The 21673-nt window shown below is 57.2% G+C and carries 18 protein-coding genes; 14 read left to right on the top strand and 4 right to left on the bottom strand.

Annotated features, from left to right (window positions below; translation table 11 throughout):
* From carA to C7459_RS12195, 8 genes are all read left to right on the top strand, one after another.
* Window positions 1–1083 (top strand): glutamine-hydrolyzing carbamoyl-phosphate synthase small subunit, encoded by a 1083-nt coding sequence (gene carA, locus C7459_RS12230; protein ID WP_109689594.1) that lies wholly within the window; start codon window positions 1–3, stop codon window positions 1081–1083.
* A gap of 3 nt (window positions 1084–1086) precedes the next feature.
* Entirely contained in the window at window positions 1087–4275 is a 3189-nt protein-coding gene (gene carB, locus C7459_RS12225; protein ID WP_109689593.1) for a carbamoyl-phosphate synthase large subunit, read from the top strand.
* Window positions 4276–4287: 12 nt separating this feature from the next.
* The gene (locus C7459_RS12220; protein WP_425450726.1) at window positions 4288–5067 is read left to right on the top strand and encodes a dihydroorotate dehydrogenase electron transfer subunit; all 780 of its coding nucleotides are present in this window, start codon (window positions 4288–4290) and stop codon (window positions 5065–5067) included.
* Window positions 5064–5975 carry a dihydroorotate dehydrogenase gene (locus tag C7459_RS12215; RefSeq protein ID WP_109689591.1) on the top strand — a complete coding sequence of 304 codons (912 nt, stop codon included), beginning with the start codon at window positions 5064–5066 and terminating at the stop codon, window positions 5973–5975. Before C7459_RS12220 ends, C7459_RS12215 begins: the two co-directional genes overlap by 4 nt.
* A gap of 58 nt (window positions 5976–6033) precedes the next feature.
* Window positions 6034–6786 (top strand): orotidine-5'-phosphate decarboxylase, encoded by a 753-nt coding sequence (gene pyrF, locus C7459_RS12210; protein ID WP_109689590.1) that lies wholly within the window; start codon window positions 6034–6036, stop codon window positions 6784–6786.
* On the top strand, window positions 6783–7415 hold the full coding sequence (gene pyrE, locus C7459_RS12205; RefSeq protein ID WP_109689589.1) for an orotate phosphoribosyltransferase: 633 nt from the start codon (window positions 6783–6785) through the stop codon (window positions 7413–7415). Before pyrF ends, pyrE begins: the two co-directional genes overlap by 4 nt.
* A 141-nt stretch (window positions 7416–7556) precedes the next feature.
* A complete protein-coding gene (locus C7459_RS12200) occupies window positions 7557–7820 on the top strand; it encodes a late competence development ComFB family protein (RefSeq protein ID WP_109689588.1) in 264 nt (87 codons plus the stop codon).
* A 100-nt stretch (window positions 7821–7920) separates the two neighbouring features.
* Window positions 7921–8607 carry a Crp/Fnr family transcriptional regulator gene (locus tag C7459_RS12195; protein WP_109689587.1) on the top strand — a complete coding sequence of 229 codons (687 nt, stop codon included), beginning with the start codon at window positions 7921–7923 and terminating at the stop codon, window positions 8605–8607.
* Between the two features lie 29 nt (window positions 8608–8636).
* Here C7459_RS12195 and C7459_RS12190 read toward each other — a convergent pair whose 3' ends face one another.
* The 3 genes from C7459_RS12190 to C7459_RS12180 form a co-directional block, all read right to left on the bottom strand.
* Window positions 8637–10721: a putative bifunctional diguanylate cyclase/phosphodiesterase gene (locus C7459_RS12190; protein ID WP_146200995.1), complete on the bottom strand. Its 2085-nt coding sequence runs from the start codon at window positions 10719–10721 to the stop codon at window positions 8637–8639.
* 194 nt (window positions 10722–10915) lie between these two features.
* On the bottom strand, window positions 10916–11632 hold the full coding sequence (locus C7459_RS12185) for a Type 1 glutamine amidotransferase-like domain-containing protein (RefSeq protein WP_109689585.1): 717 nt from the start codon (window positions 11630–11632) through the stop codon (window positions 10916–10918).
* Window positions 11633–11792: 160 nt separating this feature from the next.
* On the bottom strand, window positions 11793–11990 hold the full coding sequence (locus C7459_RS12180) for a hypothetical protein (protein WP_109689584.1): 198 nt from the start codon (window positions 11988–11990) through the stop codon (window positions 11793–11795).
* An 85-nt stretch (window positions 11991–12075) separates the two neighbouring features.
* Between C7459_RS12180 and C7459_RS12175 the strand changes: the two genes are divergently transcribed.
* The 5 genes from C7459_RS12175 to C7459_RS23330 all read left to right on the top strand — a co-directional run bounded on the left by C7459_RS12175 (window position 12076) and on the right by C7459_RS23330 (window position 17798).
* Window positions 12076–12915: an alpha/beta hydrolase gene (locus C7459_RS12175; RefSeq protein ID WP_109689583.1), complete on the top strand. Its 840-nt coding sequence runs from the start codon at window positions 12076–12078 to the stop codon at window positions 12913–12915.
* Window positions 12916–13137: 222 nt separating this feature from the next.
* Window positions 13138–15225 (top strand): spore germination protein, encoded by a 2088-nt coding sequence (locus C7459_RS12165; protein ID WP_109689581.1) that lies wholly within the window; start codon window positions 13138–13140, stop codon window positions 15223–15225.
* On the top strand, window positions 15222–16349 hold the full coding sequence (locus tag C7459_RS12160; RefSeq protein ID WP_109689580.1) for a GerAB/ArcD/ProY family transporter: 1128 nt from the start codon (window positions 15222–15224) through the stop codon (window positions 16347–16349). Before C7459_RS12165 ends, C7459_RS12160 begins: the two co-directional genes overlap by 4 nt.
* Window positions 16315–17598 (top strand): Ger(x)C family spore germination protein, encoded by a 1284-nt coding sequence (locus C7459_RS12155; protein ID WP_109689579.1) that lies wholly within the window; start codon window positions 16315–16317, stop codon window positions 17596–17598. The genes C7459_RS12160 and C7459_RS12155 overlap by 35 nt, the downstream gene beginning before the upstream one ends.
* Window positions 17599–17642: 44 nt before the next feature.
* Window positions 17643–17798: a hypothetical protein gene (locus tag C7459_RS23330; protein WP_170119436.1), complete on the top strand. Its 156-nt coding sequence runs from the start codon at window positions 17643–17645 to the stop codon at window positions 17796–17798.
* A 53-nt stretch (window positions 17799–17851) separates the two neighbouring features.
* On the opposite strand, the gene C7459_RS12150 is transcribed toward C7459_RS23330, so the two are convergent.
* A complete protein-coding gene (locus C7459_RS12150; RefSeq protein WP_170119435.1) occupies window positions 17852–19816 on the bottom strand; it encodes a S8 family serine peptidase in 1965 nt (654 codons plus the stop codon).
* 115 nt (window positions 19817–19931) lie between these two features.
* Between C7459_RS12150 and C7459_RS12145 the strand changes: the two genes are divergently transcribed.
* On the top strand, window positions 19932–21614 hold the full coding sequence (locus C7459_RS12145) for a DUF2254 family protein (RefSeq protein ID WP_170119434.1): 1683 nt from the start codon (window positions 19932–19934) through the stop codon (window positions 21612–21614).
* Window positions 21615–21673: the final 59 nt, after the last annotated feature.

Below are 21673 nucleotides of genomic sequence, written 5' to 3'. Positions count from 1 at the left end.
ATGAGAGCGAGATTGATTTTGGAAGACGGAACGGTATTCGAAGGCCTTGCCTTCGGCGCAGACGGTGAATCGTTTGGGGAGGTCGTGTTCAACACCGGCATGACCGGGTATCAGGAGGTTCTGACCGACCCGTCCTACTTTGGACAGATTGTCACGATGACGTTCCCGCTGATCGGGAACTATGGTGTCAACGTCGATGATATCGAGTCGGCTCACCCGCATGTGCGCGGCTTCGTCGTGCGCGAATGGAGCGAGCATCCAAGCAACTGGCGCAACCGTGGCGATCTCGATGCCTATCTGAAACGTAACAACATTCTGGGCATCCACGGCATCGACACCCGCATGCTGACCAAGAAAATTCGTGTGCGCGGCACGATGGCAGGGGTTATCACGACGCTCGACACTCCGGTCGACGTGTACGTGAAGCAATTGAACACCGACAATCTGCTCCCGCGCGACCAAGTCGCTCGCGTCACCACCAAGTCCACCTACCGCTGCCCGGGCGAACAACGCCGCATCGTGGCGATGGACTTCGGCATGAAGTCGGGCGTGCTCCGCTCGCTGGTTGCGCGTGGCTGTGATGTCACGGTCGTCCCCGCCGATACCTCCGCCGAAGAGATTCTGAATTGGGAGCCGCACGGCGTGATGCTCTCCAACGGCCCTGGCGACCCCGCCGATCTCAACGACATCATCGAGACGGTGCGCCAATTGCTTGGCAAGGTGCCGATCTTTGGCATCTGTCTCGGCCACCAACTGATCTCGCTGGCGTGCGGTGCCCGGACCGACGGTCTGAAGTTCGGTCACCGTGGTGCCAACCACCCGGTCAAGGATTTGTTGAACGGTCGCTGCTACATCACGTCGCAAAATCACGGCTACGTGGTCGTCGAAGAGTCGCTGGCAGGCACAGGGCTGGAATTGACGCATATCAACCAAAATGACGGCTCCGTCGAGGGCGTCCAACATACGAAGTATCCGGCCTTCTCGGTGCAATACCACCCAGAGGCTCGACCGGGCCCAGATGATTCAGACTATCTGTTTGACCGCTTTATGGACATGATCGACAAACATTGGGAGGCGAACTAAACCATGCCGTTGCGCACAGACCTCAAGAAGATTCTCGTTATCGGTTCCGGCCCGATCATCATCGGCCAAGCGGCAGAGTTCGACTACGCCGGCACTCAAGCTTGCCAAGCACTGCGCGAGGAAGGCATCGAAGTCGTCCTCGTCAACTCCAACCCGGCAACGATCATGACCGACCTCGACATGGCAGACAAAGTGTACGTTGAACCGCTCACCCCGGATTTTGTGGCGCAGATCATCCGCCAAGAGCGCCCAGATGGCGTACTCGCAACGCTCGGCGGACAGACCGGCCTGAACTTGGCGGTCAAACTGCACGAGATGGGCGTGCTGGACGAGGAAAATGTCGAACTGCTCGGCACCTCGCTGTCCTCGATCCAACAAGCGGAAGACCGCGAACAGTTCCGCGCCTTGATGCGCGAACTCGGGGAACCGGTCCCGGAATCGGCCATCGTCAACACGTATGAAGAAGCGAAGCGTTTTGCCGAAGAACTGGGCTTCCCGATCATCATCCGCCCGGCGTACACGCTCGGTGGCTCTGGTGGCGGCATCGCCAAGGAATGGTCGGAGTACGAGGACATCGTCAACCTCGGTCTCACGCTCTCGCCGATCTCGCAAGTTCTCGTCGAACGCTCGATTGCAGGTTTCAAGGAAGTTGAGTACGAAGTCATGCGCGACAAAAACGACAATTGCATCGTCGTCTGCAACATGGAAAACTTCGACCCGGTCGGCATCCACACCGGCGACTCGATCGTCGTCGCCCCGTCACAGACGCTGTCCGACCACGAATACCAGATGCTGCGCCACTCCTCGCTGAAGATCATCCGCGCCCTTGGGATCGAAGGCGGGTGCAACGTCCAGTTTGCGCTCGACCCGCACAGCTTCAAGTACTATCTGATTGAAGTCAACCCACGCGTCTCCCGCTCCTCGGCGCTGGCGTCGAAAGCGACCGGCTACCCGATCGCCAAAATCGCCTCCAAGATCGCGATCGGCTACACGCTGGACGAGATCATCAACCCGGTGACCAAAAACACCTATGCCTGCTTCGAACCGGCGCTTGATTATATCGTCACAAAAATCCCGCGCTGGCCGTTCGATAAGTTCATCTCCGCCAAGCGCGTGCTCGGCACCCAGATGAAGGCGACCGGCGAAGTCATGGCGATCGAGCGCACGTTTGAAGCGTCGTTGATGAAAGCCGTCCGCAGCTTGGAGATCGGTCTCGACAGCCTCGATCTGCCGGGTGCCGACGAACTTTCTACGGAACAGTTGGAAAAGCGCCTCATCGTCGCGGACGACGAGCGCCTGTTCCTGATCGCCGAAGCCTTCAAGCGCGGCTACACGGTGGAGCAACTGCACGACCTGACCCAAGTCGACTGCTGGTTCCTCGTCAAAGTCGAAAACATCGTGCGCCTGCTGGAAAGCATCGCGGCGAACGGCCTGAACGAACAGAACTTGACCTCTGCGAAAAAGTGGGCGATCACCGACCGCACCATCGCACGCTACGCCAACACCACGGAGGATGAGATCTACAGCACCCGCAACCAGCTTGGCCTGCGCCCCGTCTACAAAATGGTCGACACCTGCGCCGCCGAATTCGAATCGGCAACTCCGTACTACTACTCCGCCTACGAGACAGAGGATGAAGTCGTCGACAACGATCGGAAAAAAGTCATCGTCCTCGGCTCCGGCCCGATCCGCATCGGTCAAGGCATCGAGTTTGACTATTGCTCCGTCCACGCGGTGTGGGGCTTGAAAAAAGCAGGCTACGAGTCGGTGATCATCAACAACAACCCGGAGACGGTCTCCACCGACTTCAACACCTCCGATCGCCTCTACTTTGAGCCGCTGCACATCGAGGATGTCATGCATGTCATCGACCGGGAGCAGCCGGAGGGTGTGATCGTCCAGTTCGGCGGACAGACGGCGATCAATCTCGCCGCCCCGCTGACCAAGCGCGGCGTGAAGATCCTCGGCACGCAACTGGAAGACATCGACCGCGCCGAAGACCGCGAGAAATTCGACCAACTGCTGACCGAGCTGAACATCTCGCGCCCACAAGGCCGCACGGTCTTCACCGTCGAAGCGGCGGTGGAGGCAGCCAATCACATCGGATACCCGGTCGTCGTCCGCCCGTCCTACGTGCTCGGCGGACGCGGGATGGAGATCGTACACGGTGAGGAAGACCTGCTCTACTACATGAAACACGCGGTCAAAGTCACCTCCGAACATCCTGTGCTCGTCGATTCCTACCTGACAGGGCTGGAAATAGAAGTGGATGCGATCTCTGACGGGGAGAATGTACTGATCCCAGGGATCATGGAACATGTCGAACGCGCAGGCGTACACTCGGGTGACTCGATCGCGGTGTACCCGACCCAGCGACTGTATCCACACTTGAAGGAAGAGATCATCGAGTCCACGACCCGCATCGCCCGCGCCCTCAACGTCAAGGGCCTGCTGAATATCCAATACGTGATTTCGAAGGACAAAGTGTACATCATCGAAGTCAACCCGCGTTCCTCGCGCACGGTGCCGTTCCTCTCCAAGATCACCGGCGTGCCGATGGTCGATGTGGCGACCAAGATCATTTTTGGCGAATCGCTGAGCGCCCAAGGCTACGAACCGGGTCTCTGGCCGGAACCGACCGACAACGTCGCTGTCAAAGTACCGGTGTTCTCGTTTGCGAAACTTCGCCGCGTCGACGTCACGCTCGGCCCGGAGATGAAATCGACCGGTGAAGTCATGGGTCAGGACAAAACGTTCGCCAAAGCGCTCTACAAAGGCTTGCTGGCAGCGGGCATCAACATCCCGGACCACGGCACGATCATCGCGACGATTGCCGACAAAGACAAGGAGGAGGCGCTCCCGATCCTGCGCGGCTACTACCACCTCGGGTTCAAATTTGTCGCTACAGCCGGGACCGCGAAATTGCTGCGTGAGAACGGCATCCTCGTCACTGAAATCAACAAGTTGGAGGAAGCGGAGAACACGCTGGTCGACCTGATCCGCCGTGGCGAATCCGATATGGTCATCAACACGCTGACCAAAGGCAAGGACGTCACCCGCGACGGTTTCCGCATCCGCCGAGAAGCGGTTGAACACGGCATCCCGTGCCTGACCTCGCTCGACACCGCCCAAGCGATGCTCGACGTCTTGAGTTCGATCAAGTTCACGACGAGACCGCTGCAAAAAATCTAGAGAACAAGGGGCGTGACAAGCATGGCACGGCTGACGATTCTAGAACATCGCGAGATCGCCGACAACATGCGCTGGTTGGCGTTTGAAGCACCGCACGATCTGCAATACGAACCGGGACAATTTCTGCACATCCGCGTGACCGACGGGGTTGATCATCTGCTCCGCCGCCCGATCTCGCTGTGCCGGGTCGACGGGGGCCGCAACGCGCTTGTCGTGGCCTACCGCGTCGGCGGCAAAGGAACGAAACTGCTCGCTGCCAAAAACGTCGGCGATACGCTCGACGTCCTCGGTCCGCTAGGCAAGGGCTTTCCGCTCCATGACGAGGACCGCCATGCGATCCTCGTCGGCGGCGGCATCGGTGTGCCTCCGATGGTGGAACTGGCCGACCAACTCACGCAGCGCGGAGTCCAAGTCACCACCATCGTCGGCTTCCAATCGAAAAACGTCTCGATCCTCATCGACGAGTTAACCAGATACGGCGAAGTCCTCGTCGCCACCAACGATGGCTCACTCGGTCTGCAAGGCTTCGTCACCGATTACATGACGGACGAGCTGTTGGCATCGGCAGACCGCTTCTACGCCTGTGGGCCGACCCCGATGTTGCGCGCCGTGCAAGCACGGATGACAGGTCGCGTCGAAGGCTACCTGTCGCTGGAGGAACGCATGGGTTGTGGCATCGGCGCCTGCATGGCGTGTGTGACTTCGTGCGTCCTGCCAGACGGCAGCGTCGGTTTCAAAAAAGTTTGCAAGGACGGCCCTGTCTTCCCGGCACCGGAGGTGTACTTCGCATGATCGATCTGTCTGTCAACATCGGCTCCCTGAAATTGAAGAACCCGGTGATGCCCGCATCTGGCTGCTTCTCTTTTGGCAAGGAATATGCGGACTTCTACGACCTCTCGCAACTGGGCGCGATCGTCGTCAAAGCCACCACGCTGGAACCGCGCCTCGGCAACCCGACCCCGCGCGTCGCAGAGACGCCGGGTGGGATGCTCAACGCGATCGGTTTGCAGAACCCTGGCGTGGAGCGCGTGATCTCCGATGAACTCCCACACCTGCGCAAGTACGACATCCCGGTGATCGTGAACGTCGCCGGGACGACGGTTGAGGATTATGTGGCGGTCACAGAGCGCTTGATGGACTCGGAGGACGTCGATGCGATTGAAGTGAACATCTCCTGCCCGAACGTCAAGTGTGGCGGCATCCAGTTCGGCACCGATCCGGCACAGGCGGCACATGTCACCGAATCGATCCGCAAAGTCTCCAAAGTCCCGGTGATCGTCAAGCTCTCTCCGAACGTCACCGACATCGTCGCGATGGCGAAAGCGGTCGAAGCAGCAGGGGCGGATGCGATCTCGATGATCAATACGCTGGTCGGGATGAGCATCGACCTGCACAAGCGCCGTCCGTTGATCGCCAACGGCATCGGTGGGCTCTCAGGTCCGGCTGTGAAGCCGGTGGCGGTGCGCATGACCTATCAGGTGGCCCAAGCGGTCAACATCCCGATCATCGGCATGGGCGGCATCATGGAGGCCGAGGACGCGATTGAGTTTCTGATGGCGGGTGCAACGGCCGTCGCGGTGGGCACGGCAAACTTCGTCAACCCGACGGCATGCCCGGACATCATTGAAGGCATTCGAACGTACTGCGAACAACATTCGATCACCAACGTCCGCGACCTGACCGGCGTCGCTTGGAAATAAGCAGTACTCGCTCACAAAACCACGAACAACAGGAGACAGCCGGAAGGAGACGCTTTTGATGACCGTACCGAACTTGCTTCGCCCCGAGGAGAAAATTTTCGTCGCCCTCGATACCGACAACATGGACGAGGCCCTGCGGCTCGCCGACCAGCTTGGAGACACGATTCGCACCATGAAGGTCGGCCTGCAGTTGTTTTTCAAAAGCGGCCCCGTCATCCTCGACCGCTTGCATGAGAGGGGCTTCCAAGTGTTCATGGATTGCAAATTCCACGACATCCCGAACACCGTCGCCGGAGCTTCTGATTCTGTCACGTCACATGGTGTGTACATGTTCAACGTCCATGTCGGCGGTGGGGTGGAGATGATGCGCAGGGCCAAGCAAGCGGCGGTCCTCCGTGCCGAAAAACTCGGCATCGCCGTCCCGAAAGTGATCGGTGTCACCCAACTGACCTCGACTTCGCAAGGCGTGCTGAACGAAGAGATCGGCATCCCCGGCGACATTCGTGACTGCGTACTCCAGTACGCACGCCTCGCCCAACAAGCTGGACTCGATGGCGTTGTGGCTTCTGGTCACGAGATCCAAGCCATCCGGGAAGCCTGCGGGCCTGATTTCCTGACCGTGATCCCTGGCATCCGCCCGACATGGGCGGCGGCCAACGACCAAGCGCGAATCATGACGCCGACAGACGCCCTGCGCGCTGGCGCTGACTATCTCGTCATCGGGCGTGCGATCACACACGCCGCAGACCCGCGCGCCGCCGCGCTGCGCATTCTCGAAGAAGTACAAGCATCGGAGGGAGCCGTACAATGACCACGACCACAATCGGTGACAAAATCGCCAAAGCCTTGCTCGACATCCAAGCTGTTGCTCTCAAGCCACACGATCCTTTCATTTGGGCATCAGGCATGCGGTCTCCGATCTACTGTGACAACCGCCTGACGATCTCCTACCCGGAGATTCGCGACATGATCGCCGACGGTTTCGTCGAACTGATCCGTGAGCACTATGGTGATGTCGATGTGATCGCCGGAGCCGCTACGGGCGGTGTCCCACATGCGGCATGGGTGGCACAAAAACTCGGCAAGCCGATGATCTACGTCCGCTCCTCCGCCAAAAAACACGGCAAGGGCAACATGATCGAAGGCGTGCTCCACGAAGGCCAGACGGTCGTCGTGATCGAAGACCTAATCTCCACAGGCGGCTCTGTGCTGAACGTTGTCGAAGGCGTGCGCGACGCAGGTGGCCAAGTGGCGGGCGTCGCCGCGATCTTCTCCTACGAGTTTCAAAAAGCGACCGACAACTTCCGTGCGGCCGCCTGCAAATTCGCTACCCTGTCCACGTATTCCCAACTGCTGCCGATCGCCGTACAGGAAAACTACGTCAGCGCTGACGACCTCGAATTGCTCAGCAAGTGGAAGGACGCACCCGATCAGTTTTAAGCAATCGCTAGACCCCGCACAGGGGTCTTTTTTTATTTCATGAGCAGGATATCAAGAAGCAATCGAGAATCATTGTGATATCCAACGATACTCACAACATCTGCCAAAACATTTACAATCTAAGACAGCGGGGGAACGCCAATGAAAGTGGTCAATCTCATGGAGCGGATTGTTGAGGAAGTATTGGCCACTCAGTGGAATCACTTGCGTATGCCCTGTGCCTGTGACCTCTGCAAAAACGACGTGATGGCGCTGGCGCTCAACGCCTTGCCGACTCGATATGTTGCACATGACAAGGGGCGCATGATCGTATTGGTTCGTATGATGGATGAACAGTACCAAGCAGACGTGTTGCGCGAGATCAGCCGTGCCGCTGTTATCGTCGCCAGCAAACCGTCGCATTGAGAATAGTTGAGAATCCCTGTTGCAGGACGCTTCAAGATATGTTACTTTAGAAAGTGAAGCGACACACGAAACGAAACAACAAACGGGGAGGGAAGTAACGATGAGTGAAATCTGTGAAATCTGTTCCCTCAAGACATATGAGCTGTTCAAGGATTTGAACCAAGAGGAACTGGATCAACTGGGTCGTGGTAGCATTCCGACGACCATCCCGAAGCGGGAGTACATCTTCACCCCCGATGAGCCGAGCAATCAAATCTACATGCTGAAGTCGGGTCGCGTCCGCATCTCGCGCTTGTCAGAGACCGGGAAGCATTTTACCTTGGTCATCTTGGAGCCGGGCGATATATTCGGGGAGAGCGCACTGTTCGATGATGAGCCGCGTCGCAACTTTGCCGAAGCGCTGGACGATGCGCAGATCTGCATGATCGACAAGCGCGAATTCGAAAAAGTGGCGTTGAACAACCCGAGCGTCTCGATGAAGATCGCGCAGATCGTCGAGCATCGCCTGACCGAAGCGCAGGAACAGATTGAGAATCTGGTGTTCTATGATGTGCAGACCCGCCTCGCCCGCCTGTTGCTCAAACTGGCTGACATCCACGGCGAACGCGTTGACCAAGGGGTGCAGATCATGATTAAACTGACCCACGAGGACATCGCGAGCTTGATCGGTTCGACCCGTGAAACCACCAGCAAGATCCTCAACGAATTCAAAGGCAACGGCTGGATCGACGTCAAAAAGCGTCAGATCATTTTGATCGATCAAAAAGTCTTGGCAGAAATGAAATAAAAAAGCCCCCGTGCAAGCGGGGGCTTTTTTTATACCCATTGTTCCAACAACTGATCCAACAACGAGACGGGGAGTGGGCGGGAGAACAGGTAGCCTTGCATCTCGAAGCAGCCGAGACGGTGTAGATAGAACTGCTGATCTTCCGTTTCCACGCCTTCTACGATCAAGTTCAGCTTCAGCGAGTTCGCCATCGCGATGATCGCCGAGACGATCGACGCATCATCAGGATCGCTGGTGATGTCGGTGATGAAGGAGCGGTCGATTTTCAGCTTGTGGATCGGGAATTTTTTGAGATAGCTTAGCGAGGAGAACCCGGTTCCGAAGTCGTCGATCGAGATCTGCACGCCGAGTTTGACCAACTGCTCCAACTTGGCGACGACTTGCTCGACGTTGTGCATCGCGATGCTTTCCGTGATCTCCAGTTCCAAGAAGCGCGGTTCCAATCCCGTCTCGTCGAGGATGCTCTGGATGTTCTGCACCAGCGTTTCCTCTTGGAATTGGATCAGGGACAAGTTGACCGCGATGCGCATCGGCAGGCGGCCGAGTTTCGACCAGCGACAGCCGTCTTGGCAGGCTTTGCGCAACACCCACTCGCCGATCGGCACGATCAGTCCAGTCTCTTCGGCGAGCGGGATGAAGTGGATCGGGGAGAGCAGGCCGCGCACCGGATGTTGCCAGCGGATCAGCGCCTCCATCCCTGTGATTTGACCGGTGACGACGTTGACTTGTGGCTGGTAGTGCAGGATGAATTCATCGCGCTCCAACGCTTTGCGCAGTTCGCGCTCCAGTTGCAAGTTTTGCACCGCGTCCTCGTTCATGACGTCGGAGAAGAACTGGTAGTTGTTTTTGCCGCGTTCCTTGATGCGATACATGGCGATGTCCGCATTTTTCATCAGTGTGTCGGTGTCAAGGCCATTGTCAGGATAGAGCGCGATCCCGATGCTCGTGGTGATATGTACCTCGGTTCCTTCGACTACCAAGGGCTCGCGCACAATCTGCAGGAGGCGTTGGGAAACCGTGATCGCATGTTCGATGCCATTGAGTTTTGGCAGGAGCAGCGTGAACTCATCGCCACCCATCCGGGAGAGCGTATCCTGTGGGGTGATGCACGACTTGAGGCGCTCGGCCATCGCTTGCAACACATGGTCGCCAAATGCATGTCCGAGCGAGTCATTGATGATCTTGAAGCGGTCGAGATCGATGAACAGCACCGCGAGCTGCTCGTCCTGTGCGTGGGCTTCCTTGATCGATTCGCTGAGCCGTTGCTTGAACAGGCGGCGGTTCGGCAGGTCGGTCAGGCAGTCGGTGAAGGCCATGCGGTTGATCATGCGTTCCGCATGTTTGCGTTCGGTGATGTCCTGCGCGATGCAGTACATGCCGACCATTTCGCCGTCGACTTGAATGGGCAAGGAAATCACGGAGAGGTCGACGCGATGGCCGTTTTTATGGATGAACGAGGCTTCCATCTCCTGGCGTTCGCCTGATTTGGCTGCTTGCAAGTTCGCGTAGGAGATCTTCACGTACTCGGGCAACAGCAGTTCAGAATGATCCCGGTTGAGCAGCTCCTCGGGCTTGTACCCGGAGATCGCTTCGACGGCGGGATTCAATTCGGTGAAGCGACCCGTCTGGTCAACCGAATAGATGGCGTTCGGATTGTTTTCAAAAAGCGACTTGTAGCGTTGTTCGCTGACGTTCAAACGCAGCTCCGATGCTTTGCGTTCCGTGATGTCGCGCAGGATGCAGGCAAATGAAGTCACGTCGCCATGCTCATTGCGAATCGGCGTGACCGTCTCACTGGCGATGAATTGCGTGCCGTCCTTGCGCAGGCAGAGTTCTTCGCTGGCGATGCCAAAAAAGGACTGCTTGAGGAGGCTCTCTTCAAATAACAGCCGGTGTTGTTCCGGAATAAACGGCAGATAGTGTCCCAGCACTTCCTCCTGAGTCCAACCGAATGTGTGTTCAAACGTATCGTTAACGCGCACGATATGTCCCGTGAGGTCGATGACGAGAAACGCCACGGTGGAGTTGTTGATCAACGCCTCGAACTGTTGCTTCATCGTGCGGAGTTCATCCTCCATTCGACGGTACGCTTCGAGGTCTCTACTTGTTGACAACACGTCCCTTCCCCCTTATGTCCTGATGTCTATGAGTAGATAGTTCGACACATTTCGATGAAACCTTTCCGATACTAAGGTCATTTACAAAAAAATCAGCAAAAGAATAATCTTTTTTTACAGAAATGAGCTATTTTATTAATGCACAAGACAAAAAAGGAATCAGGAGCAGGTTCCTGATTCCTTTTTTTGCGCTACTTGCTGTGACCCAAGTAGAGGGGAGGTAGCGTTTCTTCCACAACTTCCCCGTCAACCAGCGAGAGGCGATAGGCATGTGCTTGCGGGCGAGAGGAGATGATCTGGTGCAAGTCGGTGCCGATGTAATGTAGGCCGACGCCATCGTCCGCGGCGAGACCGGGGGAGATCAGCCCCTCGCGCAGTTGCGCGTGGTAGGTGGGACGGCGATCTGCCTCGCCGTCATAGTGCGGGCAGTTGCTGCCCGCGAGGAAGCCGAGGCAGTCCATGTGATGCAATTGCTTCGGGATCACCGAGTCGGTCACGCCTGATTCAAACCAGCAGATCGAGCCTGCGCTCAGCCCGGCGAGGATGATGCCTTGCTCCCAAGCCTTGCGCAGAATGCTGTCGATGCCCCATTCCTTCCAGAGCACCAGCATGTTGCGCGTGTTGCCGCCGCCGACGTAGATCACATCCTGCGCGAGCAGGTAGCTTTCGAAGTTAGATGTGCCCGGATGGTGGTGGAACAGCGACAGATGATTCGGCTCACAATTCAATGTGGTAAACGAAGCATAGAAGCGTTCTGTATAGTCCTTCGAATCTCCACTTGCCGTCGGGATAAAGCAGACCTTCGGACGTTCCCTGCCAGTCAAGGAGAGGATGTATTCGTCGAGCAGCAGGTTGTCCGGCTCCATCGAGAAGCCGCCACCACCCATGGCGATGATTTGTTTTTTCATCGATCTCGCACCTCCATCAGGAATTGATTTCCACTAGCATAGCAGAGCGGCACGATTTTGGGAATTGTGCGACAGTTTCATTCCTCGTATAATGAGAGCACAACAAAAAAAGACCTGACACCTGTGCAGGTCTTTTTTTCTGAACGTACCGATGTTGGACTTAGCTAACGTCTGCGATGCGCTCTCGTCGTTTCTCGGGCACGCGCTGTCGCACGACACGCTTTTTAACCGGGGCAGGTGGGGTCTTGCCTGTGGAACGGAATTGGGTGAATAAAAACAGGAGACCCACGCATTCGGCGAGGTTTCCGGCGATGCTGAGGGTGTCGCGCAGGAGGGTGAACCAAGTATGTTCCTCCATGTGGCTCCCTCCTTTCCGAAGTCAGGTTTTGTTGTCGATTGTATGAGCAGTGGACAATTGACAGAACACGAGGAGGCAGATTGGGATGAGTCTACATACACAAACGTTTCTTGGACGGGAACAGGTCCAGCGCACAGTTCCGCTGACCGTCGTTCTCGTACACGGTGCCGGGGAACACAGCGGGCGCTATGGGCACGTGATCGAGGCGTTAACAGCACGAGGCATCTCCGTCATCACCGGTGACTTGCCCGGACACGGGCGCTCAGGAGGCATCTCCGGGCATGTCGAATCTTTTGACGAGTATCTGGACAGTGTCAGTGAATGGATGAAACTCGCGGAGGCATCCAGCGGTCCGGACGGTCATGTCGCCATCATCGGGCACAGCATGGGCGGTCTGGTTACCGTGCGCTTCCTAGAGGAACGCGCCCACCAACACCAGCACCTGATCGGAGCTGTGCTGTCCTCACCGTGCCTGAAACTCGCCCTTGAAGTGCCGGGTTGGAAAAAAAGCCTCGCCGGAGTCCTCAACTCGCTCGCCCCGCGTCTGCGTATGGCGAGTGGCATTCAACCGTCAGACGTCTCCCGCCACCCGACGGTCGTCAGCGAGTATGGCAACGACCCGCTGATGGGGCGCAAGGTTTCCGTTCGCTGGTTCCAAGAACTCAACGCCGCGATGGAAACAGCCGTGGCACAGGCGCAACGCATCTCCGTGCCGTTGCTGGTCATGCAGGCCGGACAGGATCGCCTCGTCGACCCGGCGGTGGCGCCCGTGTTCTACAACCGTTTGCCCGCACATGAACTGCACAAGTTCGTTCCGTTTCACAACCTCTACCATGAACTGTTCAACGAGCCGGAGCGCGAAGCTGTGCTGGCGGCGACGGTGGAATGGTTGGAGTCCTGTCAAAAAACCAACACCCTCAAGTAGGTCTAATGGCACTGGAGGTGCGAGTGCGCGTGAGGGAAGACCTACTTGCGGGTGCCGATATTTCCCGAGAAATAGTGAAACACGGTTTGGCGGAACGATTTTATCGAGCAAGACCCTTCGCAGCACTGCGATGGGTCTTTTTTATGGGAAAAAAAGCGTATGGAAGGTTCTGGGGCGGGGAAGCTATGGTGGACATATTCGGACGATAGGAGGTCAGAGACCGTGAGTGTTTGGCAAAAAATCAGTCGGGCGTTTGCGGTCGATGATGCGATTCTCGACGAGGACTTCTCGCTTATGCCCGAAGAGTTGCAAGAAGGACGCCCAGAAAAAGGCAAGCAAAAGCAGCCAAAAACGCAAGAAAGCGAACAGTCCTCGAAGCCCAAGCAAGAGCCTAAGCAAGATCTCAAGCAAGAGCCCGAGCATGAGCATGAGGACGACAGACCTTCGGCTTCCACCCTCTCACATGCCCAGCCTCGCCGACGCTCTCCTGTGAAGCCTAAAAAAATCGGACATCGATCAACGGAAGCGGACGACCCCTCCGCAGAACCTTCCGAAATCGCTGCAAAATCTTCTCGCCCTGAACCAGAATCTGAACCAGAACCTAAACCTGACGCCCCCCAGAAAGTGCGACGGGAGAAACGCAAGCAACAAGCCAAAAACTACGAAGTTGATCCTGAGCAGCACAACCTCAGCTTCAAGCCGACCTATCCAGAGCAAGTTTCGATCAGCCTCCACGAGAATCGCGACACCATCATCCAGTTGTTTCAGATCCCGCGCAACGCGGATTTTGTCATCCGTGAGTTCACCGTCTCGACGGAAACACCGATCCAAGCGTTTGCCGTGTTTATGGAAGGGATGTCAGACAAGACGATCATCAACGACAATGTCCTCCAACCGCTGATGCTCCTCGCCTCGTTGCCACACGGGCACGCCCAAGCCCGTGCGGATCTGATAAAAAACTCCTTGCTGCCCGGCAACCAGCTACAAATTTTGGAGAAGTGGGAAGCGGTGAAAAACAACATCCTCACCGGCTCGACCGCTGTGTTTGTCGAGGGGATGGACTGCGCGCTGATCGTGGAGACCAAGGGGTGGGAGCATCGCACCGTCAGTGATACCAAAACGGAGACGGTCGTGCGCGGTCCACATGACGCCTTCACAGAAAACCTCCGCACCAACACAGGCTTGGTGCGCGCCCGTCTGCGCACTGAGAAGCTCATCACCGAGATTACACAAGTTGGCGAACTGGCTGCTACCGACATCGCGATCATGTATGTGGAAGGCATCGTCAGCCAGAAGTTGGTGACCGAAGTCAAGCGGCGGATCAAGGCGATCAAGGTCGACTTCCTGCAAGACAGCGGGACGCTCGAACAGTTTATCGAAGACCCGCCGTTCTCGATGATCCCGCGGATGCTGGCGACGGAACGTCCCGACCGTGTGGCCGTCTCGCTGACCGAAGGCTATGTCGCGGTCTTCGTCGGACAGAGTCCCTACGTGCTGATCCTGCCGACGATGCTCTGGTCCCTGTTGCACACAGCAGAGGACGCCTATGTCCGCTATCCATTCGGTACGTTGTTGCGATTGATTCGCTTCAGTGCGTTTCTCGTTGCGTTGCTGCTTCCGGCACTCTACATCGCCGTGACCAACTACCATCCCGAGATGATTCCGACAGACTTGATGCTGACCATCGCCTCCTCCAGGGAAAAAGTTCCCTTTCCCGTCGTCATGGAAGTCCTGTTGATGGAAGTGGCGATCGAACTGATCCGTGAGGCGGGCATTCGAATTCCGAACGTGATCGGGCCGACGATCGGCATCGTCGGAGCCTTGATCCTCGGACAAGCAGCCGTACAAGCGGGTGTCGTGTCTCCGCTGCTCGTGATCGTCGTTTCCGTGACGGCGCTGGCGGCCTTCACGATGCCGAACTACAACCTGTCCTTTGCCGTTCGGACGCTGCGCTTCGTTATGATCTTGCTGTCGGGGGTGTGGGGGTTTTACGGGATCACGCTCGGAATGTTGGTGCTGTTGATGGACTGGGCCACGATGAAGTCGTTTGGCATCCCGATGCTGACAAATGTCTCTCCGTACAAACAATCGTCCGCAGACGTGATCCTGCGCGGAAGAGTCTTCAAACAAGAGATCCGCCCAGGGGCCCTATACCCAGGCTTGATGAAGCGTCAGGTGCGCATCACTCGGCCATGGGACCCTGCCACCCACGATTCACGAGAAGCTGTTGAGCAGTATGAGCAGGAGAACCGCCAACAAGACACCGAAGCGCGCAACACGAAAGGCAAGCGAGGAGGAAATCCGACATGATCAAGACCGGACACTTGGGTCGGCGTGAAATGCTAGCGCTCACCGTGGTTGCCTCTGTGGCGGACGTGTCGCTGTTCTATCCGCAACAATTGGTCATGCGAGGCGCCTCGGCGGGGTGGATGATTCCTGTATTTTCCATGTTGGTCGCGTTTGCCGTCTGGGCGTTGGTAGCTCCAGTGTTGGTGCGCGAGGAGAAGCAAGACTTGATCACGCTGTGCGAAAAATCGCTCGGCAGCTTCGCAACGCGCGCGATATGCGTGGTGATCGCTCTGTATATGATCGCCGATCTGTCGACGTTCACCCGCACCTTCACGGAGGCGGTGGTGACCACAGTTTTGCCGCGCTCGCCGATCTCCTTCATCGCGGTGCCTTTCTTTTTGGTCTGTATGTACTATGCCAAAAAGGGAATAGAGGGCATCTCTCGCGTATCGCTGGTGCTCTGGTCGTGGCTGGCGATCGGGATGCTGGCCTTGCTGATCCTGAATTGGAACTGGATGCGACCGGAACAAGCGATGCCACTGTGGGGAAATGGGATCGGTCCGCTCCTGAGCGGTGCCGGACTTTTCACCAGTGTCTTCCTCAACATCCTCGTGATCGCTCTGTTTAGTTCGCGCATGCGCAAGGGGAGCGATGTGCGGGCGATCGGGTACTGGAGCATCGGGATCATCGGGGTGACCTATCTGTTGGTGACGCTCGTGTTCCTCATGTGCTTCTCCCCGGAGGCGGCGATGCGCTCTCCATTTCCGCTGTATCAATTGGGGCGCTTGATCTACATCGGTCGTTTCATCCAACGGCTGGAGGCCGCGTTCGTGTTCATCTGGGTGGTGATGGCGGTGATCAAAGTGTCGATGGCTGTGATGATTGCCACCTACCTGTTTGCCACCGTTTTTCGGATGCCGGTATACCGACCGCTGGTGGCTGCGGTGGCGATCATCGTATACGACCTGTCTTTTTATCCACGGAGCTTTGTGGAGACGATCAGTTATAACAACAAGTACATCGTGACGTGGGGCTGGGCGGTGACGATGGGGATTCCGCTCGTGGTCACGCTGGCCGTTCGAGTGCGCAAGCGAAGGGAGGTTAGAGGCGATGAAGAGCTTGACCCTCAAGAGAACGCTTCTTAGCCTGCTCGTCGTGGCGTTGCTCGGGGCAACGTTCTCCACCGGCTGTTACGACCGTGTGGAGTTAGAAGGCATGGCTTTCGTGGTCGGACTCGGGCTGGACAAGGGGCCGAACAACACCATCGATGTCACCGTGCGGATCGCCGTACCCGGTGAGATGGCAGGCAACAATGGCTCATCGAGCAACGCCGCACAGTTGGGCGGCTCCCGACCGATCACCGTTCGCGCGAACACGATCGCAGGGGCGTTGACCCTGCTCAACTCGACCGTCGAGCGACAGGTGTCGCTCCTGCATTTGGCGACAATTCTCATCGGTGAAAATGTAGCGAAGGCCGGCGTGCTGGACTACGTGGGGCCGCTGGTTCGGATGCGGGAGTTTCGACGGACGGTCACGTTCTTTGTCGTGCCGGGCGAAGCGCGGGAGATTTTTGAGACCAATCAACCTGTGCTGGAGAAATCGATGTCACGCTTCCATGAATCGATCTCAGAGATCAGCCGTCACACGGGCCTCTCGGTGACCAGCAAAATTCACGAATTTATCGTCGAGAGCGAGGAGCCCAATGAAGACCCGGTAGCCCCGGTGATGGCGGTCAACGAGAAAGTGAAGGAGCAGACGCAACAATCCCAAAAAGATACCCGCGAAGAGACGATGCCCGGCCAAAATGTCTCGTTTAAGCCAGGGGAATTGGTTCGCATGGGCGGCAATTCGCTGGACTTTATCGGAACCGGGGTGTTTCGCGGGGACAAGTTGGTCACGTATCTCGATGGCATCGAGACCCGCATGTTGCTGATGATTCGCGGTGAATTGTTGCGAACCCAGATGGACTTTCCCGACCCCCAGCAAAAAGGAAAGTACGAAGTGATCGAGCTCAAACATGCCCGCACTCCGCAGACAGAGATCAAGTTGGACAGCGATCCGATCCAGATCAAGATTCGGCAAAAGTTAGAGGGCGACTTGATCGGCGTGCAAAGCTCCATCGATTACACCGAGGAAAACAACATGCGCGTGCTGGAGAATTCGGTGCGCGAGACGTTGAAGCAAAAGGAGCAGGACTTGATGGAGCACCTCTATCATGACTACCAAGCGGCACCTTTTGGGATGTTCCGCAAAATTCGCAGTCAATTTTCTACCATCCAAGAGATGGAGCAATACCCGTTTCGCGAGAAGCTCAAGACCGCACAGGTCACCGTCGATATCGACTTGAACATCCGCCGGATTGGTGTGCAACTCGCGCCGGTTGGACCGAAGTAGAGGGGGTGTCGTGATTGGGCGTGAATTGGAGTACTTTCCTTGCTATGATGCTGATCCCGCTCTGGGTGGCGGTGTACACGTTTAACTTTGGACGCTGGATGCACAAGCGGGGCAACGTGGCTGGCACATGGGGCGCGTACCTTTTTGTAGCGCTGGAGCTTGGCGTTTCCGGCTGGGTGTTCCTGCGCAACGGTTCGTGAGCAGACCAGCAGGGTAAAAAGAAGCCTTGGGGCGAACCACCCCAGGCTTCTTGTTATTTCGAGGTCGTAAGCGATGCTTTGGCCTCGGTAACGGCGCGGGAGACGTTGATCTCGCCGTTGCCAAAGTACTCGTCCTTGCCTTCTGGGCCGAGATCGTCGGCCGTTTTTTCGAGGATGCGGCGGACATCGTCAGGTTTGAGGTCTTTGTTGATCGATTTGACGAGTCCGGCTACACCCGCGACGTGGGGACTTGCCATCGAGGTGCCGGAGAGCGCGACATAGCGGCGGTTCGGATAGGTGCTTGGGATCGCAACGCCGGGTGCTGAGACACTGCAATGACCTCCGAAGTTCGAGAAGGTCGCCGTCTCGTTGTTTTCATCGTTGGCCGCGACACCGATCACTTCTGGATAGGCCGCTGGGTAGCTGGGCTCGCCACTTCCGTCGTTGCCCATCGCGGCGGTGACGACGACGCCTTTGTCATAGGCATACTTGATCGCTTCGTGCAGGTAGTCCGAGTCTTCGTAATCCCCGAGCGAGAGGTTGATCACGTTCGCACCGTGGTCAGCCGCCCAGACCACGCCATCGGCGATATCTGCAACAGAGCCGGTTCCATCGGCTGCCATCGCTTTGACCGGCATGATCTTGGAATTCCAGTCGACGCCCGCGATCCCTTCGAGGTTGTTCGTGCGCGCGGCGATGATCCCGGCGCAGTGGGTTCCGTGACCGTTGTCATCCTGTGGTTGATCGTTGCCTGCGATGATGTTGCGACCCGCGACGAGCTTGCCTTTTAGGTCCGGGTGGTCCAGATCGACACCGGTATCGACGACGGCGATGATCACACCAGGGTCGCCCGTGGTCATCTGCCAAGCTTTGTCCGCCTTGATCAGCGGGAGATTCCATTGGTTGCTGCTGTAGAACGTGTCGTTGGGCTGTTCGACCACGCGATCAGACGACGCGGATTCCCCGTCGTCGTTTTTGCGGGCGCGGGAGTGTCGCTCGGCGATCACGGCGCCTTTTTGCTTAAAGTAGGCGATCATGTCGGCCGGGGACTTGCGGGCGGAGCGGAACACATAGCCGTGGCGGGCGGTGTTTTTCACCAATTCACCGCCGATGTCGGTGGTCATCGTCTGAATTTCCGCAGGGCTCAGGTCGCGGTCGAAGCGGACGAGCACTTCGTCTTGCACGGTTTGGATGTGTTTGCGCCCTTGGTCTTGGAGGGAGAGGGAGTGTACCGACCACGCTGTGCCGTCGACTTTGGATTGGGCCGACTTGGTACTGACTTGCTTGGTGGTGGTTCCGCCGAACGTGTCGGAGGTTTTGTACGGCAGGGCTTCATTTTGCCCATTAGCTCCAAGGATTTGCGTGCGAGTGCCCATCTCGTCGTCTTGGTTTTTGATCACCGACATCAGGTGCCCCATCTCGATGTCAGCGGTGAGGGCCCCATGAACTTTGGTGGTGTCGAGCACGGGGACCGCGAGCGTCATGCCGATCTGCTCCTGCGGGTCTTTTTGCTGCGGTTTGTGATACAGATCGGAGACGTAAAACTCATCGCGCTTGGCGTAGGCTTGCGCTTGTGGGTGAAGACTTGGATTCAACGGGGTGCCGAGTTGAACAGGGGCGCCGCCGTCATGTGTATAGGTGAGCGAGACGAATTGCGTATGTTGTTTCATGTGGTTTTCGAGGATGCGGCGACGCTCTTCCGCTGTCGTTGCGTGTGAGAGTTCGTTGGAGATCATCGTCAGCATCGTTCGGCAATCGCGCACGCACAGGGCCGCGGTGCTGGCGATGTCACGCGCGACGACCGCTTCGTTGCCACGGCCTTTTTTGGCGCGCAACGCTTGGACGACCGCAGCGCGGTGTGCGTCATGAGTTTGGGTCACGTGCGGTGTTGCTTGTGGGGTCGGCGCCGGGCTGACCTGCTTGCGTATAGGAGCGGGCTGCGAGCCTTGCCAGTACAAGGGCGAGACAAGCCCGACGGTCAATAGGGTGATCAGACCCCATTTGGAGCTCCGTTTCATGTGTATCCCTCCTGCGGGCAGATTCGATTCCTTGGTAGTGTTTTCACAAGCGCCGCTCGCTATAGGTGTTAAAAACATGAAGAAGTGGATACTAACCGAAAGGGAGGGGAGCCGCATGATCGATCAGAAACGCACAGGGCTGGCCCACCTGTTCGCGGCGTGGCGGCATCCACAAGCTCTGCATGCACCCGCGGCGAAAGTGTTCGGACAGCTGTTGTTGTCGTGGTTGCTGATGGGTTTGATTTTTACCTTCACACCGTCGTTTTTCGGCGGAGATTTGGATACGGCACGCAACTACCTGGGAACGCTCGCTTCGACGCTGGCGACGATTCTCGCGCTCTCGGTGTCGGTGATCATGGTCGCGATTCAATTGACGGCGAGCAAGTACACGCACCGGGTACTGGATTTTTTCGTCCGGTTTCCGTTCAATGCCTCGCTGTTGTCGTTTTACTTAGGGACGATTGTGCATGCGATCTATATGCTGTCCTTGATCGAGGACTTTCCCGGCGATAAACCACCCGCCAAGATCGCCCAAGGCATGAGCGCCGATCTGCTCTTGCTGATCGCGTGTTTTTTTTCACTCCTGATCTACCTGTACTTCGTGATTCAACTCTTGAAGCCGGAGACGATCGTGCAGGCGATTCAGCGCGAATATCTGGCGGCCTATCGCAGCGGTGAATATGAGTCGGCGCTGGACAAAGTCGAGCAGATCTGTGACATCGCGAAAAAAGCGGTCAGCGAGATGGACGCTGTGACCGCCGTTTACTGTGTAGAAAACATCGCCGAGATGATGCACTTTGCCAAACTGCCTTCGTCTGAGCAGGCGGATGATGTGCTGTGGTACCACGAGCGAATTGTCGGGCAGTTGGTCGGGATCGCGAGCATCACGTTCAAGGAGCGCGAGTTGGCCGTCTCCGGGCGCGTGCTGGAGGAGTTGCACGAGATGGGCATGCGCTATGCGGAGAGCGAATCGTTGAAGGCGGCGAGCATCGTGCTGGACGCCTATGCGCTGATCGTGCGCAACAACCTCGTCGGGCAGCAGATGATGAACATGATCCAGCAATCGGTGGAGCATCTGTTCTCGATCACTTGCCACGTGGTCCAAAGCCGCCCGCTCTGCACAGAGACGCGGCAATTCGTGTTGCAATCCTTCCGCAACCTCGGCGAGATCGGCAAGCTGGTGTTAAAAAGCGAAACCTACGGGCACAACTTCGTCGCGAAGTGCATCGTCTCACACGCGTTCGGGCAGTTGCTGAGCGTCTTGATCTCAAACGCTGGAATGGAGCGGATGGGGTTGGTGAAGGCGTTGCTGTTCGAATACATGAAGCTGGCGCGGCGGTTGATTCTGAAGTCGGAGATGGGGGATATCGTGCAGATCACGACGTGGTTGCGCAACGAGATGATCCCGTATCGTCACCAACCGGCGTGCGTGTATCCGTACCTCTACTTGTTCATGCTCTTGACTTCAACGGCGCTGTATTTCCGGCGCACAGATGTGGTGATGCTGTTGGTGCGCGCAGTCGGGAAGTACTTCGCTCCTGACGAGTCGTTGCTGTACACGCTGTGTGCAAGTCGGATCGAGATTCGGCACTTCTACGACTACCATGAACCGGAACGCTACTTGATCAATGTGTTCGTGCTGTGGCGGTCGTATCATGCCTACGCGCAACGCTATCCGAATGGACCAGACCGCGATGTGCAGTTGAGCGATACCGTCGAGGACAAGGAATTGTGGCGCGACCTGTTTGACGGGATGGACCCGGATGAGTTTTTGGGGCAAGGGGCGGGCGAGACTTGATGCGCTGGGTGATTGCCCAGCGCTACTTGGCGTGTCCTAGAATCTACCGATTGCCTTTT

The organism is Tumebacillus permanentifrigoris (assembly GCF_003148565.1).
GTDB classification, from domain to species: Bacteria; Bacillota; Bacilli; order Tumebacillales; family Tumebacillaceae; genus Tumebacillus; species Tumebacillus permanentifrigoris.
Note: the sequence above shows the minus strand (reverse complement) of the source record. Positions and strands in the feature narration are given on the sequence as shown.

Excerpts from the sequence above, each read along its gene's own strand:
- pyrF (WP_109689590.1), top strand. The coding sequence starts at position 6,034 with ATGACCGTACCGAACTTGCTTCGCCCCGAGGAGAAAATTTTCGTCGCC.
- pyrE (WP_109689589.1), top strand. The coding sequence starts at position 6,783 with ATGACCACGACCACAATCGGTGACAAAATCGCCAAAGCCTTGCTCGAC.
- carB (WP_109689593.1), top strand. The coding sequence starts at position 1,087 with ATGCCGTTGCGCACAGACCTCAAGAAGATTCTCGTTATCGGTTCCGGC.
- C7459_RS12215 (WP_109689591.1), top strand. The coding sequence starts at position 5,064 with ATGATCGATCTGTCTGTCAACATCGGCTCCCTGAAATTGAAGAACCCG.
- C7459_RS12195 (WP_109689587.1), top strand. The coding sequence starts at position 7,921 with ATGAGTGAAATCTGTGAAATCTGTTCCCTCAAGACATATGAGCTGTTC.
- C7459_RS12155 (WP_109689579.1), top strand. The coding sequence starts at position 16,315 with ATGAAGAGCTTGACCCTCAAGAGAACGCTTCTTAGCCTGCTCGTCGTG.
- C7459_RS23330 (WP_170119436.1), top strand. The coding sequence starts at position 17,643 with ATGATGCTGATCCCGCTCTGGGTGGCGGTGTACACGTTTAACTTTGGA.
- C7459_RS12160 (WP_109689580.1), top strand. The coding sequence starts at position 15,222 with ATGATCAAGACCGGACACTTGGGTCGGCGTGAAATGCTAGCGCTCACC.
- C7459_RS12145 (WP_170119434.1), top strand. The coding sequence starts at position 19,932 with ATGATCGATCAGAAACGCACAGGGCTGGCCCACCTGTTCGCGGCGTGG.
- C7459_RS12180 (WP_109689584.1), bottom strand. The coding sequence starts at position 11,990 with ATGGAGGAACATACTTGGTTCACCCTCCTGCGCGACACCCTCAGCATC.
- C7459_RS12185 (WP_109689585.1), bottom strand. The coding sequence starts at position 11,632 with ATGAAAAAACAAATCATCGCCATGGGTGGTGGCGGCTTCTCGATGGAG.
- C7459_RS12175 (WP_109689583.1), top strand. The coding sequence starts at position 12,076 with ATGAGTCTACATACACAAACGTTTCTTGGACGGGAACAGGTCCAGCGC.
- C7459_RS12150 (WP_170119435.1), bottom strand. The coding sequence starts at position 19,816 with ATGAAACGGAGCTCCAAATGGGGTCTGATCACCCTATTGACCGTCGGG.
- C7459_RS12200 (WP_109689588.1), top strand. The coding sequence starts at position 7,557 with ATGAAAGTGGTCAATCTCATGGAGCGGATTGTTGAGGAAGTATTGGCC.
- carA (WP_109689594.1), top strand. The coding sequence starts at position 1 with ATGAGAGCGAGATTGATTTTGGAAGACGGAACGGTATTCGAAGGCCTT.